Annotated in this window: 11 protein-coding genes; 4 read left to right on the top strand and 7 right to left on the bottom strand. The window is 66.3% G+C overall.

Going from position 1 to position 18,704, the window contains the following annotated elements; genetic code table 11:
* Nucleotides 1-63 precede the first annotated feature (63 nt).
* The gene (locus tag NX02_RS06970) at nt 64-2,742 is read right to left on the bottom strand and encodes a LuxR C-terminal-related transcriptional regulator (RefSeq protein ID WP_025291475.1); all 2,679 of its coding nucleotides are present in this window, start codon (nt 2,740-2,742) and stop codon (nt 64-66) included.
* A 233-nt stretch (nt 2,743-2,975) separates the two neighbouring features.
* Between NX02_RS06970 and NX02_RS06965 the strand changes: the two genes are divergently transcribed.
* Together NX02_RS06965 and NX02_RS06960 are read left to right on the top strand one after the other, a co-directional pair.
* The gene (locus tag NX02_RS06965; RefSeq protein WP_245648789.1) at nt 2,976-3,878 is read left to right on the top strand and encodes a LysR family transcriptional regulator; all 903 of its coding nucleotides are present in this window, start codon (nt 2,976-2,978) and stop codon (nt 3,876-3,878) included.
* Between the two features lie 102 nt (nt 3,879-3,980).
* Nucleotides 3,981-5,750: a M14 family metallopeptidase gene (locus tag NX02_RS06960; RefSeq protein WP_025291473.1), complete on the top strand. Its 1,770-nt coding sequence runs from the start codon at nt 3,981-3,983 to the stop codon at nt 5,748-5,750.
* 144 nt (nt 5,751-5,894) lie between these two features.
* Here the strand turns inward: NX02_RS06960 and NX02_RS06955 are convergent, their stop codons facing one another.
* On the bottom strand, nt 5,895-7,616 hold the full coding sequence (locus NX02_RS06955) for a hydantoinase B/oxoprolinase family protein (protein WP_025291472.1): 1,722 nt from the start codon (nt 7,614-7,616) through the stop codon (nt 5,895-5,897).
* Complete coding sequence (locus NX02_RS06950; protein WP_025291471.1) at nt 7,613-9,652, bottom strand: hydantoinase/oxoprolinase family protein; 2,040 nt, start codon at nt 9,650-9,652, stop codon at nt 7,613-7,615. The genes NX02_RS06955 and NX02_RS06950 overlap by 4 nt, the downstream gene beginning before the upstream one ends.
* 207 nt (nt 9,653-9,859) lie before the next feature.
* On the opposite strand from NX02_RS06950, the gene NX02_RS06945 reads away from it, so the two are divergent.
* Nucleotides 9,860-11,176 (top strand): purine-cytosine permease family protein, encoded by a 1,317-nt coding sequence (locus NX02_RS06945; protein ID WP_025291470.1) that lies wholly within the window; start codon nt 9,860-9,862, stop codon nt 11,174-11,176.
* Nucleotides 11,177-11,207: 31 nt separating this feature from the next.
* A complete protein-coding gene (locus NX02_RS06940; RefSeq protein WP_084717638.1) occupies nt 11,208-11,585 on the top strand; it encodes a nuclear transport factor 2 family protein in 378 nt (125 codons plus the stop codon).
* Between the two features lie 62 nt (nt 11,586-11,647).
* Here the strand turns inward: NX02_RS06940 and NX02_RS06935 are convergent, their stop codons facing one another.
* From NX02_RS06935 to NX02_RS06920, 4 genes are all read right to left on the bottom strand, one after another.
* Nucleotides 11,648-12,577, bottom strand: coding sequence for a sugar phosphate isomerase/epimerase family protein (locus NX02_RS06935; protein WP_025291468.1), 930 nt, complete (start codon nt 12,575-12,577; stop codon nt 11,648-11,650).
* Nucleotides 12,578-12,762: 185 nt separating this feature from the next.
* A complete protein-coding gene (locus NX02_RS06930; protein ID WP_025291467.1) occupies nt 12,763-14,847 on the bottom strand; it encodes a TonB-dependent receptor in 2,085 nt (694 codons plus the stop codon).
* Nucleotides 14,848-15,040: 193 nt separating this feature from the next.
* Nucleotides 15,041-16,051, bottom strand: a complete 1,011-nt coding sequence (locus NX02_RS06925; protein ID WP_025291466.1) for a dihydrodipicolinate synthase family protein — start codon at nt 16,049-16,051, stop codon at nt 15,041-15,043.
* Between the two features lie 263 nt (nt 16,052-16,314).
* Entirely contained in the window at nt 16,315-18,702 is a 2,388-nt protein-coding gene (locus tag NX02_RS06920) for a glycoside hydrolase family 127 protein (protein ID WP_211258299.1), read from the bottom strand.
* Nucleotides 18,703-18,704 lie beyond the last annotated feature (2 nt).

Raw genomic sequence — 18,704 nt, 5'->3', positions numbered from 1 at the left:
AGATGAGCCGCCACGGGTTTCCCGGAGGCCATCTGGCGCAAGTACGCCGCGATGCCGCATGGTTCAAAGGGAGACGCCGATACGCTGAGCCTCGATGACCGCTTCATGGCGCTTATTGACGCCCAACTTACGGTATATGTTGCTCAAATGGAATTTGACCGCGCTCGCGGACAAGCCCAGCTCACGCGCAATCGCCTTGTTGGATTGGCGCTGCGCCAGGAAGCGGATCACTTGCAGTTCACGCGGAACGAAAACCGCGCCGCCGTCGGCATCCTGGCTGCGCGCCGCAATCGTGCGCGCCAGACCCGCGCAGAACCCCCGCGTGCCGCGCCCCATTCTAAGTCGGCTGGGGTCCGCCTTCATCGCCTCCAGGATCAGAAGCATCTTCGGGCCATGCTCGATAAAGGGCTGCGCGATAGCCTCGGCCTCCGCGAGGCCGACGGCTTTCTCGAGATGCTGTACGGCTTCGCTCATATGATCACGGGCGAACGCGCCCACTGCCGAGAGGAGAAGAGCGCGGATCGCTGTGATCCGCCGTCCGGATTCGGCCGCGACATCCTCCAGCCGCCTGACGATGTTGCCCAAGCGACCTTGGTCGCCGGCTTTCAGCGCCTCGTGTCCGTCAAGCAGCTCCGTCTCGTCGCTCTCGCACCATCCGATCCAGTCTGGCGCCAGGAGGTTGGTCGCGATTTCCCCGGTACGCCAGCCTTGCATCCCGCCCCCGCTCTTCGCTGAGACATCGGCGCGCAGGATGCGGCAGTAGCGCTCGATATCGCTTAGGCCGCGGCCGCGCATGAGCCGGATCGCCCGGTTCAGCAGGCCAAGCGCGCGTTGCTCGCTGCCCGTGGCCATGGCCGCGCGTGCGCCCACGCGATAGCCGATCACGAAAGCGTCGGGCCATCCGTCACACGCCTCGAGGTCGCGAAGCGCGGCATCCACGCGTTCGAACAGGCCATCGGCATTGCCCCGCTCGAACGCAACCTCGCACAGCACGCATTCGGCTACGGCCATCAGGCCCGCATCGTCCGGCATGGCGCGCGTGATCAGCAGCCGCGCCTCGGTCGCCAGCGTCTCCGCCCTGCCGAGCCGCCCGGCCGCAAGGGCGATCATGCCGTCGACGAGCAACGCCGAGCCGAGACCATAATAGCTCGTCGCGCGTTCATATTTGTCGCGGGATATCTCGATCTGGTCCTGCGCGAGCGCGATCTCTCCCCGGCGCAGGTAGTGCAGGCTCCGCAAGGCATAGACGAAGGCCGCGTTGGTCAGATCATTGGTGTAGGTCGACCAGAAAGCGCCTTCCGATAGCTGCGATTCGGTCAGCTCGGTATGCGCGTGGAACGCCAGGGTGTGCTGGGAAATGATAAAATCCGCATAGACCCGCGACAGCGACGGCGACTGGTAGGCCAAGTCCTCGCTCAGCGTTTCGCGCGCGGATTCGAGAAGCCTGCGGGCCTCGGGAAAACGGCCCTCCTTCATCGCGACGACCGCCTGCGTGATGCGGATCTGTGCCGATTGCTCGGCCGCCTCCGGTATCAACTGCGCCATCGCGGAACGCAGCCGGTTATAACCGGAACTGCGCAGCAGTTCGGTGCTCGTGAACGTCTCGAAAGCCATGCGCGCGAGCCCCTGATCGCCGGTGTCGCGGACCAGGGCGATCGCCGCTTCGGGCTCGCGGCGCTCGGCATGATGGAGCAGCGCCTGCCTGTAGGCCCGGTTCCTGTGAGCGGGCTCGCTGCGTTCCAGCTGGCGCAAGGCAAAGGCCCGTAGCAGGGGATGGATGGAGAAACCGCCGCTCGTCCCGCGACGAACCCTGACGAGCGGCACCAGCGTGGCAATGTCGTCCAGTATTGGAAATGCGGCGAGCGGGGCCGCGACGCGGGACAGGTATCGCTCGTCCACCCATTCGACCATAGCGGTTTCCGCCAGCAGATCGCGGGTCGCGGCCGGGAGATCCCGCCAGATGCCGTCGCGGATCGCCGCCTCCAGCAGCCCCCCGTCATGGTCGAGCAATCGGTCGGCGCCGGCGCCTTCGGGCGGGAGGGCAGCGACTATGGCTTCGGCCAGTGGCCAGCCTTCCGCGGCGCTGCCCACATGGCCTGCGCCGCCTTCGGCCGCATTGCGCCCCGTTTCATCATGGTCGAACAGCAGAGCGGCGGGATCGAGCGTGCGAACGAGATGCGGCGAGCGCAGTTCGGCAAGCATCGCCGAGGCGGGACGACGCGAGACCACCCACAGCTGCAGTTCGGGACCGGTGCAGTGCACCAGTTCCGCCAGCACGCGACCAAGCGGTCCGACGTCCAGCGCATTGGCGTCGATCACGAGAACCGGATCGGCGTCCAGGCGAACGGCAGCACGGATACGATCGAAATCGGCGTGGCTTTCATCGCCCGCGCATAGCGCGGCGGACAGCACCCGCCTGAATGCGCCCTCATCCTGGATGTGGACGCTGCGCAGATCGAGCCAGCGAACCTGCCGCTGCAAGGCGCGGCAGGCCGAGGCGTGATTGGCGAGCAACGTCGTCTTGCCGAGCCCGGTCGGGCCGTAGACCTGCAAGACCCGTTGCGGCCCGATCGGTTCGATCAGGCGTGCCAGCCGCTCGAGACGCACATCGGCGGTGAGGGGTGCGGGCGGAGCGAAAAGATCGAATTCGCGAAACGCCGCGCTTTGCCGATTGCCCGTTTCTGCTGTCGCGGACCCGTCATATGTTGCGGGTAGAGGCATGACGCGCGGCAGGGCCGTCATGCCGTCGCGTACCCCAGCGCTCCAGCGATTTCGTGGAGCCCGCGGCATCAGAGGAAACGCGCCAGCCTTCGCATGAACGGAAGGCTATCGCTCCTGAGCCTTCTCGCGCAAGCCATCGTCAGAGCACAACTGGCCAAATCTGCACGATCCTGTCCATTTCTCACCGGTGCCGGCCGACAGCCCTTGGCTATCCTCCCCCTCGTTCTCCAGGGGCGGTGGAAGGGCTTTCGAAGATGTTGATGGACGTGGCGATGCGCTATTTCTACGAGGCGGCGAGCCAGGGCTCGATGCGCCTCGCCAGCGAGAAGCTGGGTGTCGCGGTCTCGTCGATCAGCCGCCAGATCGTCCAGCTGGAAGGCTATCTCGGCGTCAATCTGATCGAGAAGGGGAGACGCTCGGTCAAGCTGACGGAGGCGGGACGGCTTACCTACGACTTCCACCGCACGCATATCGCCGAGCTGGACGCGTTGCGTTCGCAGATCCAGGACCTGCGCGGCGTGCGCAAGGGATCGGTCCGGCTGGCCGTGGGCGAAGGCTTCCTGACCAGCGCGTTCTTCCAGACGATCGACACCTTCCACAAGAAGAACCCGGGCCTCCACATCGATACCCATGTCGGCTCCACCAGCGAGATCGTGCGCATGGTGGAAGAGGACGAGGTCCACCTCGGCCTCGTGCTGCAGATCGAGCCGGAACCCAAGGTGCGCGTGCGCCTCTCCGTCGCCCAGCCGCTGATGGTGCTCGTGCACCCGTCGCACCCGCTGACACGCAAGAATCAGGTGTCGATCGTCGAGCTTTCGCAGCACGACCTGTGCCTCCCGCCCAAGAGCTTCCGGATCCGCCAGATCCTCAGCCAGATGGAAGCGATGGCGGGTGCGCACCTCGAGCCGGCGCAGACCACCACCTCGATCGTGATGATGCGCGATCTCGCCTCCGAAGGACGCTTCGCCACGGTGCTTCCGCAGATTGCCGCCTTCGGAGAGATCGCCAGCCGCCGGCTGATCGCGATCCCCTTCGCAGAGACCGAGCCGGAGCCGGTGTCGGTCCACCTGATCACCCGTCTCGGTCGTCAGTTGGAGGGAGCCCCCTCGAAACTGCTGACCGTGCTCGAAGCCAAGATGCGCAGCTGGACGCACTGAAGCGTCACCCGGCGTCGCGCAACATCATCGGACTGCGCACGCAACCTAGGGGGTTTAGCCTGCCGTCCGACCATCGGCATCGCGTGATCGGAAAGGACGAAGATGAAGCCCGCCTATTGGCCGCCGGAGCGCCGTGCCCCCCTCCCCCCCGTCCAGCCGTGGAGCGGGGCCAGCGAGGCGCTGATCCGTGAGGCTTCGGCGCCCTGGGTCACCCCGGCCGAGATCGATGGTCTCGAGACCACACCCACCTACGCCGAGACCCGCGCCTTTCTGCTGCGCCTCGCCGAAACCTCGCCGCTCATACGGCTCTGCGAGTACGGCGTGTCCGCCGAAGGCCACCCCCTCACGCTCGCGATCGCCAGCACCGATCATGACCGCGCCGCGGCCGCTGCCGAGGAAGCCGGTCCGATACGGGTCTTCGCCGAATGCGGCATCCATCCCGGGGAGATCGACGGCAAGGACGCGGGTCTCATGCTTCTGCGCGACATCGCGGTGGGCGGGAAGGCGGATCTGCTTGCCGGTTGCGACTGGTACTTCGTCCCGGTGCTCAATCCCGACGGGCATGAACGCCGATCGGTCTTCAGCCGGCCGAACCAGCGCGGTCCACGCGAACAGGGATGGCGGGCATCGGCGCAGGGCCTCAATCTCAACCGCGATTTCGTCAAGGCGCACGCGCCGGAAATCCGCGCGATCCTCAAGCTGCTGAGGCAGGTCGATCCCGACCTGTTCATCGACCTGCACGTAACCGACGGACTGGATTACCAGTACGACATCACCTACGGATTCCAGGATCCAGGCTATTCCGCATCGCCGGAACTCAGCGCCTGGCTCGAAAAGGCGTATCGCCCGCACGTCGACGCGCACATGCAGGCGCTGGGACATCGTCCCGGCCCGCTCATTCTGGCTGCCGACGATCGGCAACCGGAACTGGGCTTGATGCTGCCGGCCTTCCCGCCGCGCTTTTCGCACGGCTATGGCGACATCTGCCACATCGCCACGGTGCTGGTGGAAAACCACTCGCTCAAACCCGTGCGTCGACGCGTCCTCGGCACCTATGCGCTGCTCGAGGCATCGCTGCGTGCCGCCGCCGCCAATGCCGACACGCTGCGCGCCGCCTCCCGCGCGGACCGGGAGCGCCGCGTCGCGGAACCGGTGCTGACCTGGGATATGGCTCCCGCACCGGTGCGGACGATGACGTTCCACCCGATCGCTTCCGAATTCTACGATTCACCCGCCAGCGGCGCACACGAAGTGCGTTGGCTTGGGACGCCGCTGCCGTCGATCGAGGCACCGGTGTTCGGTTCCACGCCGGGACGGACCGTCGCGCGTCCGACCGGCTACTGGGTACCGGCGAGCGAGTTCGACGTGCTCGATCGCCTGCGCGCCCACGGCATCGCGATGGACGTTTCGACCGCCTGGATCGAGGCGGAGGTCGACATGCTCCGCCTGCGCGATCTGGAGATCGCGGCCGGCGTTTCGGAACGCCGCATCGCGCTGAAATCCGACATCGCCGCCGTCGAGCGGCGTGTCGAGCGCTTTGCGCCGGGATCTGCCTTCGTACCCACGGACCAGCGCCTGGGCGATCTCGCCATTCACATGCTCGAGCCGATCTGCGCCGATTCGCTGTTCGCGCAGGGCTATGTCTCCGGAATGCTGGATCCGGTGGAATATCTCGAAGCCTATGTCATCGCGCCGATGGCCGACGAGATGCTGGCAACCGACCCCGAGCTGCGGGCGGAGTTCGCAGCGAAACTGGCCGGGGACAATGTCTTCGCGGCCGATCCGATGGCGCGACTCAAATGGTTCTACCTGCGTTCGCCGTACCGGGATGAGCGTCATATGCTCTATCCGGTGGCACGCTGTCCCGCGTGACGGCCGCCGGCCCGCCCTGAAGAAGCCTTCGTTCGTCGCACCGGGAAACCGCAGGGTTTTGCCGGTGCGAGCGTCCCCGCCGGCGGGATGCGGAAAAGCCCGCCGGCGGGTTCCGGCGGGCTTCCCTTCGGCTCGCAATCGATCTCAGCCTGCGCGCAGCGCCGCGGTCGCCGCCTCATCCACGGCGCCGTTGCCGATCGCCACCTTGTAGACGTCGCGCGCCGCGTCGAGCGACACGTAACCGTCCAGCACATCGTTCAGAACCGATGCCGGATCGCGTTCCTCCGCGCGGCCATAGCCGGCGCCGCCAGCGCCGCGCGCGATGGCACGGTCGCCGACCGCCACCGGCATCCGATAGGTGCCCACCCGCTTCTCTTCGGCCGTGCCCAGCCGCACGATCATCTCGTTCGCCTCGGGCTGCGCGCCGCCGCCGAGCGACCATGGCTTTTCCTTCGATCGCTTCGTGATCGAGAGAAACTCGCCGTCCTGCGTGAAACGGATCACGCGCTCGGTGCCCACGCCGCCACGGCGCCTGCCGGCCCCGCCCGAATCGGATTTGATCTCGAACTGCTCCATCATCATGCCGGTCTTCATCTCGATGACCTCGATCGGCGTGTTGCGCACGAGGCTGCCCGAAATATGATTGGTGGCGTTGATGCCGTCGAACGCGGAACTGCCGCCCCAGCCAACCGGTTCGTTGTTGGACACGGCGTACATCGCCCTGGTCTGCGGGTCCGTGCCGATCATCATGAAGCCGAGCGTGTCGCCGCCCGAGNAGGCCGCAATTCGCTCCGGCATGCCCTGCGCCAGCGCCTTGTAGACCAGCTCCAGCGCAAGGTGCGCCGGCCACTGAGTGAACGTGGCAGACGGGTAGACCGCGTGGAAGAGATTGCCTTTGGGGGCGATCACCTTGAGCGCGCGGAACGAGCCGGCATTGTTGCGCTGTCCGGCCGATGTCAGCGACTTGAGCACGAACTTGCAGATCGTCTCGGTCAGGCCGATGGGGATGTTGATCGGCCCGCGCACCGCCGGGGACGAACCGGAAAAGTCGCACGTCAGGCCATCGTCGTCGATGGTGACCTTGACGTGGATGGGCACGGGATCGTCGGTGATGCCATCGTCGTCGACCACGTCATCGGCTTCCCAGGTGCCGCGCGGCAGATCCGACAGCGCACGGCGGACCAGCGCGTCGCTCGCCAGCTTGGTGCGCGCCACCGCCTCGTCGAACGCGCCGCGGCCGAACTTGCCGAGGATGGCATTCAGACGCTCTACCCCGGTACGGGTCGCCGCCACCTGCGCGTCGAGGTCGCCCATCACCGGCCCCGGCATCCGCGAGTTGAACTTGATGATGTCGATGATGTCCTTCACCGGCGCGCCATCCTTGTAGATGCGCGTGCCCGGGAAGATCAGGCCTTCCTGGTGCATGTCGGTGGAGTCGAGCACATAGCCCGGGTCCTTCGCGCCCAGATCCATCCAGTGCGCGCGAATGCAGGTATAGGCGAAGGGCTCGTCCGCGCCTTCCGCAAAGACCGGCGCGAACAGCGTGGCGTCCAGCGCATGCGCCGAGTTCCAGTAGGGATAGTTCATGATGAAGATGTCCCCGGGCCGCATCGTCGCGGCGCCGGCGAACGCCACGCCCTTGCGGATCGCATAATCGTTGGCGCCGAGGAAGAAGGCGAGGCCCGGCGCATCCGCGATCAGTTCGAGGTCACCGTCGTAGATCGAGATGCCGAAATCGAGCACCTCGTAGATCACCGGATTGAAGGCGGTACGGATGAGGGTGCGGCGCATCTCCTCGGCAGCGGAGACGAGATAGCTGCGAATGACTTCGACGGTCGCGCCGTCGAGCTTGGTTTCGGGCGTCATGCGGACTTCCTGCGGACGATGAGGTGGCCATAGCGATCGACCGAAACGGTTTGGTCGGAATGGATCACGGTGGTGGTGGTGCCTTCCTCGACGATGGCGGGGCCATCGAAGCCATGGCCGGCGCCAAGCAGCTTGCGGTCGTAGACGGCGAAGGGCGTTCGCGCCCGGCGGGCGAAGCAGAACGCCTCGCGCGAGCCCATCTGCGCATCGGAAGCCGGGCGCTTCGCCTCGGGCAGGATCGGCAGCGTGGGCTTGGGCATCACCGCGCTCGCGCGCACGCGCAGCGTCACGATCTGCACCGGTGCGTCGATGGCATGACCGTAGCGTTCGCGGTGCAGGCCATCGAAGCGGGCGCGAAGTGCGGAAAGCGCCTCCCCTTCGGCCAGTTCGATCTCCAGCGCATGTTCCTGCCCGGCATAGCGGCATTCAACGAGCCGCAGGAAACGGCGCTCGGTATCGCTGCCGCTCTGCCCTTCCAGCTGCGCCCGGGCCTCTTCGATGAGCGTCGCGAATGCTGCATCGACGGAAGCCTGGGCTGCCGGTTCGAGCAGGCGCAGCTGGGTCAGCGCGACGTCCGTCACGATGTCGGACATGAGCATGCCCCACGCCGAGAACACGGCCGGCGCCTGCGGCACGATCAGTTCCGCGTTCATCACCTCGCGAGCGATCAGCGGCGCGATCAGCGGCCCTGCGCCGCCGAAGGCGAGCATCGAGAAATCGCGGGGGTCGCGGCCGCGCTCCACGGTGATCTCGCGGATGGCGCCCGCGGTCCGCGCCACGAGAACGTCGAAAATGCCTGCTGCCGCGCGGTCGATGTCGATGCCGAGCGGACCGGCGACGCGATCGTGCATCCCGTGCCGTGCTGCAGGAACATCGAGGTCCACGGTGCCGCCGAGGAAGGTCGAGGGATCGAGGAAACCCAGGATCAGCGCCGCGTCGGTCGTGGTCGGTTCGGTACCGCCCCGGCCGTAGGCGATCGGGCCGGGCTGCGAGCCGGCGCTCTGCGGGCCGACCTGCAGCAATCCTTCCTGCACCCAGGCGATCGAGCCGCCCCCCGCGCCGATGCAGCGGATGTCGAAGATCGGGATCAGCGCCGGAAGATCCGCCAGCGGCGCTTCGTGCATCACCAGCGGCTCGCCGTTCTCGATGACCGCGGCGTCCAGGCTGGTGCCGCCATAGTCGAGCGTCAGCAGCCGGTCGCGGCCGATCACCTTCGCCAGCTGGCCCGCGCCGATCAGTCCGCCCGCCGGGCCGGACAGGACCGTATAGATCGGCGCGCGGCGCGCGGTCTCGGCCGTCATCGCGCCGCCGGCCGAGCGCATGATGAGCAGCTTGCCGCCGAATCCTGCATCGACGAGCCCGTTTTCGAGCTGCCCGACATAATCGTTGAAGATGGGGTTGATGTAGGCATCCACCACCGCCGTCGCGGTACGCTCATACTCGCGATATTCCCGCGTGATCGCGCTCGATGCGGATATGGCGAGGTGCGGATAGGCCGCGCGAATGACGTCTGCCGCGCGCGTCTCGTGCGCCGGATTGCGATAGCTGTGCAGGAAGCAGATCGCGACCGAACGGATGCCGGCCTCGACGAGCTTGCCCGCGGCATCCAGCACGGCCGCTTCGTCGAGCGGCACGATCTCGTTGCCCTGTGCGTCGATGCGGCCGCCGACGCCGAAGCGGTGGCGGCGCTTCACCAGGCTCGCCTCGCGCTGGTAGCGATAGTCGTACATCGAGGCCGCAGGCACATCGGCGCGGCCGATCTCGAAGATGTCGCGGAAGCCGGCGTTGGTGATGATGCCCGTCTCGACGCCGCGACGTTCGATCACGGCGTTGAGGCCCAGCGTCGTGCCATGGACGAAGAGTTCGGTCTCATCGAGCGAGACGCCGAGGCGATCCAGAGCGGCCAGAACGCCGCGGACGGGCTCGTCGGGCGTCGTCGACGCCTTGGCGAGCCGGGTGGTGCCGGTTTCGGAATCAAACAGGATCGAGTCGACGAATGTCCCGCCGATATCGACGGCGACGCGAAATCTCTTCATGCACTGCGTTCCCGGATTTGAATATGAATCCCGTGAGTTCGCCGCGGATGATATTGTTCAAACGTCACAAGTCGTCGCGAAGTCATTGCATCACGCGCAAGACCCGCCCTCCCCGCTTGCCGTGTGCGCCCCGTCTGACACCATCGGGATTGCCGAACGCCCGCCGCGCCTCCCGTGGTGTCCGGCGCATTGGAGAATTTTTCGATAATGAAGCTGCTGCGCAAGATCGCCGACACCGTCGAACGCAATCCCGAGCGCCCACCCGAAGCTGGCGAACTGCGCAGCTGGCCGTTCCTGACGATGGTGCTGATCGGCGTTTCGATCTCGGTTCCCTTTTTCGCATTCGGCGGTCAGCTGGGCCAGCATGCCGATTTCGCGACCGTCGCGATCGGTGTCATTCTCGGCAGCGTGCTGCTGGGTCTGTGGGGCGTGATGACCGGCTATGTCGGCATCGTCGCTCGGCTGCCGACCGCGATGATCATCCAGCGCACCTTCGGGCAGCGCGGGTCGATGGCGATCGTGGCGATGATGGTCCTGACGTCGCTTTGCTGGTTCGGCCTGCAGACCCAGATTCTCGTCAAGAGCCTTGCCGCGATCCTGCGTACCCAGCTGGCTTTCGAACTCGACGAGAGGATCGGCGTGGTCCTCGTCGGCGCGTTGATCGCTTCGACCGCGATCATCGGGGTCAAGGCGATGGGCAAGGTTGCCGTGGTCAGTGTGCCGCTGCTGTTGACCGCGACGCTGGTGCCGCTGGCGATCGGGCTCGACCGCCACGGCCTGGCCGGACTTTTCGCCCCGCGCACGATCGCTGAGCCGATGGGTCTCGGCATGATCGTGTCGGTCGTGGTCGGTGCCGAAGTCTTCGGCTGCTCGATCAATCCGGATCTCAGCCGTTTCCTCAGGACCGGAAGGGACAATGCCACGGCGATGACGATCAACTACGCCGTCGCCTTTCCATTGCTGCTGATCCTCGCCGCCGCGCTCGGCACGCTCTACGGCAATGCAGACCTCGTCGCCACGATGCTGGCCGCCGGCATCGCGCTGCCCGGCACCCTCATCGTCATCCTGGCAACCTGGACGAGCAACGACAAGAACCTCTACGCATCGGGTCTTGCGCTTTCGGCCCTGTTCCCGAGGGTGGAGCGATGGCAGCTGGCCGTGGTCGCCGGCGTGCTCGGCACCTGCCTGGCCGCTGCCGACATTCTCGGCCATTTCATCGTCTGGCTGACCTTCATGGGCCTGCTGATCGCGCCGATGTCGGGCGCCTACGTGGCAGACTTCCTGATGAAGCGCCGTCGCTACACCGATGCCGATGCGTCCATCCCGGCATTTCGCACCGCGCCGCTCCTCGCATGGCTGTTCGGCATCGTCATCGGCGTCGCCACGCTGCCGCGCGCCAATGTCGGCCTCGGCCTTTTCGAGATCACCCACGCCCCCACGGTCGATGCGCTGCTCGCGGCGATGCTCTTTCTCTTCGTCGCCGACCGCCTGACCGGGGCACGCCCGGCAACCGCCCTGAGCTGACCTGAGCTGAGCTGAGCTGAACGGAGTTTCCATGACCGCACCTGCAAACCCCATCACCCGCATGTTCGACTGGTGGAACGGCGCCTTCCGCGCCGACACTTTCACCCCCGAAGCGTTCGCGCAGCATTTCACCGGGGACGCCGACTTCATTGTCGATGGCGGCCTGCGGGGCACCGGACCGGAAAGCATCTGCGCCCATTTCACACGCATCCGCAGCACGTGCGAAACCGTCGAGCTGGTCACGCCGGTGATCGCGACGCTGAGCGACGACGCCCAGGGTTTCGTGCAGTATCGCTGCACCTTCACCGTAAACGGCAAGCCGGGATCCGAGGTCTGCATGGCGTACGCGCGCTTCCGGGACGGCAAGATAGCCCGCTTCGAGGTCATGGGCCGCCCGGAGGCGGCCTGAGCGCATGCAAAAAGGCCCGGCCGCATCCGGCGGCCGGGCCCATCTTCTCGATCGCCGCGCGTTCACATCAGCGGAGCAAGATATTTCTGCGCATCCGCGGCAGTGCGCAGCGGATCGGTCGGCACGTCATACTCCACGAAGAAGTGCGCGATTCCGGCCTTCTCGGCCGCCGGGATGATATGACGGAAGTCGACGAGGCCGGTGCCGGGATCGCGCACGCTGCCATCGGCCGCAACGTCCTTCATGTGGAGCATCCGGAAGCGGCCGGGGTAGCGCTGGAAATAGCCGACCGGATCGACACCGGCCTTGGTCGACCAGGCGAGATCGAGCTCGAACTTCAGCTTGTCCGGATCGGTTTCCTTGACGATCAGGTCGTACGGCACGTCGGAACCGACCTTTTTGAATTCCTGATCATGATTGTGATAGGCCAGCTGGAAGCCGCGCGCGTGCGCGGCATCGGCCGCGCGGTTGAGAGCGGCGATCAACTGCTTGATCTGCGCCAGCGTTTGCAACTGCGATGGCCAGCTGATCTGCCACACGATGTAGGTCTGGCCCAACGGGCCGGCCTGCCTGGCGCAGGCATCGATCAATCCTTCGACATGGTCGAAATCGAATGCCTCGATGAACTTGCGCTCGAATGTCGCCCGGTCGATCCGGCCGGCCACGCCATCGTCGAACACTTCGTACAGGCCGGGCGGCATGATGTGCTGCGAGGGAGAGACAAGCCCGTTGCGATCGAACACGTCGCGGACGAACGCCGGATCGCGCCCGAAGCTGCCGAGCGTCTCCACCTCCCGATACCCCATCTTCGCGACCGCGGCGACGGTGCCCTCGAAATCGGCATCGAGCAGCGCCATCAGCGTGTAGAGTTGGATGCCGAGCTGTCGCCGGGGGGAGCGTGCGAAGGCGCCCCCACCGTTCAGCATCGTGCCTGCCGCCAGGGCGGCCGCGCCGCCGAGCAGCCCGCGGCGGGATAGGGCGGCGTCGGTCATCACAGCACTCCTCGTTTCATCTGGTCAGCCACAAATACGGCAGCGCGCGCGGTGAGCGCCATATAGGTCAGCGACGGGTTCTGCGCCGAAAAGGTGGCACGATTCTCCGCATAAGGCATGCACTCGCCCTCGCGGGTCCAGCGGGGTCGGGACGGTCGCGTGACATTCGCGACCGTCCCGGCCGATCAGAACTTCATGCCGACCTCGACGCCGTACTGGCGGGGGGGGTTGTAGCTGGCCAGCGTCGCGTTCCCCAGCGCGTGGGGGCCGACCGCCATCGGCGTGCGCTCGTTGCTGAGGTTGCGGCCGATCGCCGAGATCGACCACGGCCCCTTGCGCAGCGTGAGCTTCGCATTGAAGAAGGTCTTCGGCCCCGTCTCGAGTTCGTTCTGCACATCCCAGTAGACGTTGCCGCGGTGCGACACGTCGCCATGGAAGAGGAGGGACGCGTCGTCCGCGAGGAATGCCTCGTAATCGACGCCGGCCTGCGCCGTCAGGCGATAGATCTGCGGGATTACGTTGTTGCGGTACAGGTCGGGATTTTCCGGGACGAAGTCCTTGATCTTCACGTCGGAATATCCGAGCGAACCGCTCAGACTAAGGCCGCGCATCGGCCGGATCGACAGTTCCGCCTCGGCGCCGACGACCTGGGTCTTGCCGATGTTCGAGATGGCGGTGAAGATGCCGACATTCTCGATCACGCGTGACGTCGAGAACTGCTGGCCCTTGAAGTCGGTGTAGAAGGCCGCGCCATTCAGCGTCACCAGGTTGCCGCCGAAGTTGCTCTTGAAGCCCACTTCATAGTTGTCAGCCGTTTCGGGATCATAGAACAGCAGGGTTTCGGCGCTGCTGCTCGGGTTGAAGCCGCCCTTGCGATAGCCACGCGAATAGGTCGCATAGGTGAACAGGTCCGGGCTCCACTTGTAGGAAACCGACGCCTTGCCCTGCGGCTCGCTGAACTTCTGCTTGAGGATCTGGCCGGTCAGGCGATCGAGATACGACTGGTTCTCCCAGTCGTAGCGGAAACCGCCGGTCAGCTCGAGCCGGTCGGTCAGCTCGTACGAAAGCTGGCCGAACAGCGCGAACGTCTCGTAGTGGCGCAGGTTGTCGTTGAGGCTGGAAACGCCGCCGACAGGATCGTAGCTGCTCTGATAGTCGCGCTTTTCATCCTGATAATAGCCGCCGGCGTTCCACTTCAACGGGCCGCTGCTGTCTGAGGTGAGGCGGAGCTCCTGCGACCAGGTCGTGTCGACAAAGCGCACGGTCTGCGAGGCGATGTTGGCGGCAGTGAAATCCGCGTCCGCCGTCGTATATTCGCGACCGCGCGAATAGGCGGTAACCGACGTCAGCGTCGCGAAGCCCGGGATGTCCCAGTCCGTCTTCAGCGAATAGGCGCGAAGCTTGCTCCGCACGATGCCGGCCTGGTTCTCGCTGGGGAGCGGGATGACATCCTTGAAGTCCTCGTCGGGAACGGGTGCCAGCCAAAGGCCGCCATTCTTGCTGTCCGTGGTCGAAGCGCTGAGCGCGAAGGAAATGTCGGAGGTCGGCGTGAAAATGAGCGAGCTACGCGTGGTCAGCCCCTCGCCGAAATCCGCGTTCTTGTCGTTGGCGAGGTTGTCGATCAGGCCATCGGTCTTGTAGGCGCTGGCGCCGGTCGAGAAGTACAGCTTGTCCTTGACGATCGGGCCGGAGAGACCGACGAGCCCACGCTTCTCGTCGCCGTTGAGATATTGGAACGAGGCCGTACCGGCGAACGTATCGGTCGGCTTGCGCGTCACGACATTGATCGCGCCCGCAATCGCGCCGCCGCCATAAAGCGTGCCCTGGGGGCCCCGCAGGATCTCGATCTGCCGGACGTTGACGAGGTCCTGCTGGAAGAACATCTGACCCGGCTGCACGACGCCGTCGACGACCGTGGCGAAGGGGAACTCGCCGTCGCGGCCCAATGTGGTGAAGCCACGGAAGGATATGGTCTTGTAGCCCGGATAGAGGCCGTCGAGCACGACCAGGTTCGGGGTCAGCCGCACCGCGTCCTGCAGCGTACGCAGGTCGGCACCCGCGATCTTCGCCTCGGTCACGACACTGATCGGATCGGCGATCGTCTGCGCGGTCTCGCTGCGCTTGCGGGCGGTAACCGTGATGTCGTTGGATGCGTTCTCGTCGACCGTCTGGGCGATGGCGGCCGGAGAGAAGGCGGAGAACGCTCCGGTAACCAGCCCGGCGCAGACCAGCGCCTTGGTCGAAATGGCGGTCCTGTAACGTGTTTTCATGGATTAAACCCTTTTGTGCTGAAAGGCCTGGACGCCACCGCCGCTGCGAAGGCGCGCCACTGTCTTCCTCCTGGTCCTGCACTCTCGCCGCGCTCGTCTCGACGCGGTCCTCTTGTGATCTTCATGGGCGCTGCGGCCGAGGGCGATGCTTCCATTTCGGCCCGCCGCGATCAATGAGATCGCCGTTGCGGTTTCATTGTCGCAGACGCAAATTAGCGTGCGAAACCGCCCCCGATTTCCAGTCCGGCGATCCCGTTGCGCGCGCCGTGCGGGCGCGATCGTCAAGGCAGTCGAGCTTGGCGAGCGTCGCGGCGATGCGAAAAGCGTTCGCGGCGCTGACGTCCTGAAACGGGGGCCGCACGCGGCCACCAGGAACGCCGCGCGCATCGAGGGCGGCTTTCAGGATGGCAGCGGCGGAACCGAAGCGCCCGACCAGCGAGGGCGTGAACCATTCGCGCATGATGACGCGATCCTTCGCACCGGCGGCGAGCGCTCCGGCGAAGTCACCCTGCCAGGCCAGGTTGTAGAAATCCGGCTGGTGCCTCCCGAGCACGCCACCCGCGCCGATGGTGCCGTCGGCATCATGCCTCTGCACCATCATCAATCCGACGTCGTCCAGCGGCAGACCGAACACGCGCACCCTGTCATTGAGGGCGAAAAACGTCGCCATGAAGCGCACCATGTCGCCCGTGGACTGCTTGATCGCGACGACGGCGTCGAGCGCCGCGATGCGCTCGAGCAGTGGCAGCGACATGTCGATACCGGTGCCGGGCGGCCAGTTGTCGACGCAGATCGGCAGGCGGCTGTGCCGGGCGATGGTCGTATAGAAGGCGAGGATGTCTTCGTCCCCCGGCCGGATGTAGGGCGGCGGCGTGACCAGCGCGCCCGCGAAACCCGCAGCATGCGCCGTGTCGATGTGCGCGACGACGTCCGCCGGGGTGTAGGCGCTGCATCCCGCGATCAGGGGAAGACGCGTCGCCATCTGCGCGCCGGCGGCCTCGAACAATGCATGACGTTCGTCGGCGTCGAGGCTGAACCATTCGCCGGTCGTGCCCGCGACGATCAACCCGTGCATCCCCTCGCCGTGCTGCCACTCGAGCAGGTCGCCGAGCGCGTCGAAATCGAGGTTGCGGCTCGCGTCGAAGGGCGTCGTGATCGCCGGAAGATATCCCTTCCACCCAATTCGATCGCGCTTGCGGGCCAAGACTGTTCCTTCCAATGGCAGTGGCAGCCGACCTGCCGCGCCGTCCTCCTAGCCGAGGGTTGGAACCATCCTCCGAAAATCTGTGTGCGCAGGCTGCAAGCAAGAGCGGCGCGGGCCGCTCGCGAAATCACGATATCTGAGCGATCGCTCCGACAATCTGCGGACCGTGTGCGCCGTCATACCGGCGGTAGCGCGCCGTCTCCGGCGTGGCGCCGCGCCACCCCGCGACGAGCGGACCTACCCCGACCGCTCCCGACGCGACCTCACACGGTCGCGGCTGCTTCGCTGGTCATCATCCGGACCTCATAGATATCCGCCTCACCCGCCCGCGCGGTGAACGATACGGTGGCTCGGGCCGCATCTGCCGCGGCCAGCGGATAATCCACCGCCACGAACTTGCCCACCTTCGGCCCCACCCGCCGTTCGGTCGCGAGCAGCGTGCCGTCGACGCGGATCTCGATCTCCCGGTCGATGTCGCCGCCCCAGTAGATCACGCGCAGCACAGCCGGCCCCGGCTTGCGCGCGAGGTCGATCGACAGGCTCTGCCCCGGTTTCAGCTTGCGCGCGCTGCGGCCGTGGAGCTGGACGGTGGCACTTTCCGCCGCCTTGAACGCGTGGTCGCGTTCCGGCTGCATCTCGCCGAGATAGACGGTGTCGACGGTGCGTTTCGCCAAGGCCTGCCGTTCGGCCTCGGCCGCGACATAGCCATCACGTGCGATCGCCCAGCGTTCGGGGGTGAAGGTCGGGAAATAGACCGCGGTACGCCGGTCATACTGGTTGAAAAAGGGTGCGAGGCTGATCGGCTCGCCCAGCGCCGACCGTGCGGTGAAGCGGTGCGCGCCGTCCGCCGGCGCAAGCGTGGCTTCGGCATCGCCGGCGGCAACGAGCGCGGGGCCGGCGCCTTCGAACGGCGCGGCCGCCGGCCCGAGATCCGCGGCGAGCACCAGCGGACCATGCGTGAAAGCGATCAGCGTCGGATCGTCGGGCGTCGGCTCGGCAGCGAGCGCCATCGGCAGGTCAAGGCGGATGCGCTGGCCGGCGCGCCAGCGGCGGCTGAGAACGGCATAGCCATCGCGCCGTTCGATCGACACTGCCTTGCCGTCCACGCTGAGGCGCGGCTCATGCGCCCATGCCGGCAGGCGCAGCGCGAGCGCGGTGGGTGCGGCCGGTGCCTTGCGGATGGTGAGATCGACCACCCCGTCCATCGGAAAACGCGTGTCGAGATCGAGCGCGAGGCCTTGCGCGCCCAGGTCGAGCGACGAGGGGATGAACAGGTTGACGTAGAGCGTGCCCGGCGCCTGCCAGTAGATCGATTCCGCATGTTTGGCGTGACTCTCGATGCCAGAGCCGACGCAGCACCAGAAGCTTTCCTCCGCGGTCGAATAGCTCCGGCGCGCACCGGCCGAAAGCGGCATGAAATAGACGAAGGCACCATCCGAGGGCCGCTGGTGCGCCATGATATGGTTGAGCTGGACGCGTTCGAAATAGTCGAACCAGCCCGCGTCCGGCTGCCATGCATAGAGGTGCCGGGTGAGCTTCATCATGTTGTAGCTGTTGCACGCCTCGCAGGTCGCCTCGGTGATGGCGCCGGCAATGGCATTGGGCGGGCCGAAATGCTCGCGCTCGGAATTGCCGCCGATCACATAGCTGTGGCGGCCGGTCACCGCCTTGTGGAAGAAGCGGGCGGCGGTGGCCTGCCGCGGCTCGCCGGTGAGTTCATAGAGCCGCGCGAGGCCGATCAGCTTGGGGATCTGGGTGTTGGCGTGGAGCCCGGCGAGTTTGTCCTGCTCGGCCGCAAGCGGGTCCAGCACCGCCTTGTGGCGGATCTTCTCCGCCATCCGCAGCCAGCGCGGATCGCCGGTCAGCGCATAGGTTTCGGCATAGCTGTCGTTGAGGCCGCCATGCTCCGCGCGCAGCACCTGCTGCATCTGCGCATCGTCGAGCGGTTCCAGCACGCCGGCGAGGTAGGCGGAAAGACCGAGGGCGATCGGGAGCGCCCGGCGGTTGCCCGCCAGCCGGTGCGCATCGAGCAACCCGGCATGAACCTTGTGCCAGGTGTAGAGCGGCACCCAGCCACCGTTGAGGTCGAAGCCCTGCGTGCGGATCTCGCCGCGGCGCACCTCCTCGAACACGATCTTGCCGTCCACCGTCTTGCCGTCACGATCGACGGTGGTGCCGCCGCAATAGCCATCGCCATGCGCCGCCTGGATCCGCGCCATCTCCGCGAGGCCATGGTCGAGCCGCGCGGCAAGCGCCGCGTCACCGCCATTGGCGATCGCGAGCGAGCAGGCGGAGAGCCAGTGGCCGAGCGAATGGCCGGCAATGCCCTGCGCTTCCCACCCCTCGTAACGCGGCGCCGGCGCAGGCAAACCAGCCGAGAGATAGAAATTGTGCAGCAGCCGCTCAGGATCGAGCGACAGCAGGTAACGCCGGTTGGCGGCGGCGGCGTCGGCGAAGATCGACGGCTTCAACCGCACATGCCGGAGCGCGACGGGCTCGACCTTGCGGATCGTCACGCCCGCGGGCGTGGCGGCAAAGGCTGGTCCGACGAATGCGGCGGCGGCCGTACCGGCGAGCATCTGCCGACGCGACAGGCGCAGCGGGGCGCCCGCCATGACATCGTGGCCGTTCCAATTCATCCCTGCCTCCATTG

The organism is Sphingomonas sanxanigenens DSM 19645 = NX02 (assembly GCF_000512205.2).
Taxonomy (GTDB): domain Bacteria; phylum Pseudomonadota; class Alphaproteobacteria; order Sphingomonadales; family Sphingomonadaceae; genus Sphingomonas_D; species Sphingomonas_D sanxanigenens.
This window is presented reverse-complemented; position numbering and strand designations above follow the sequence as displayed.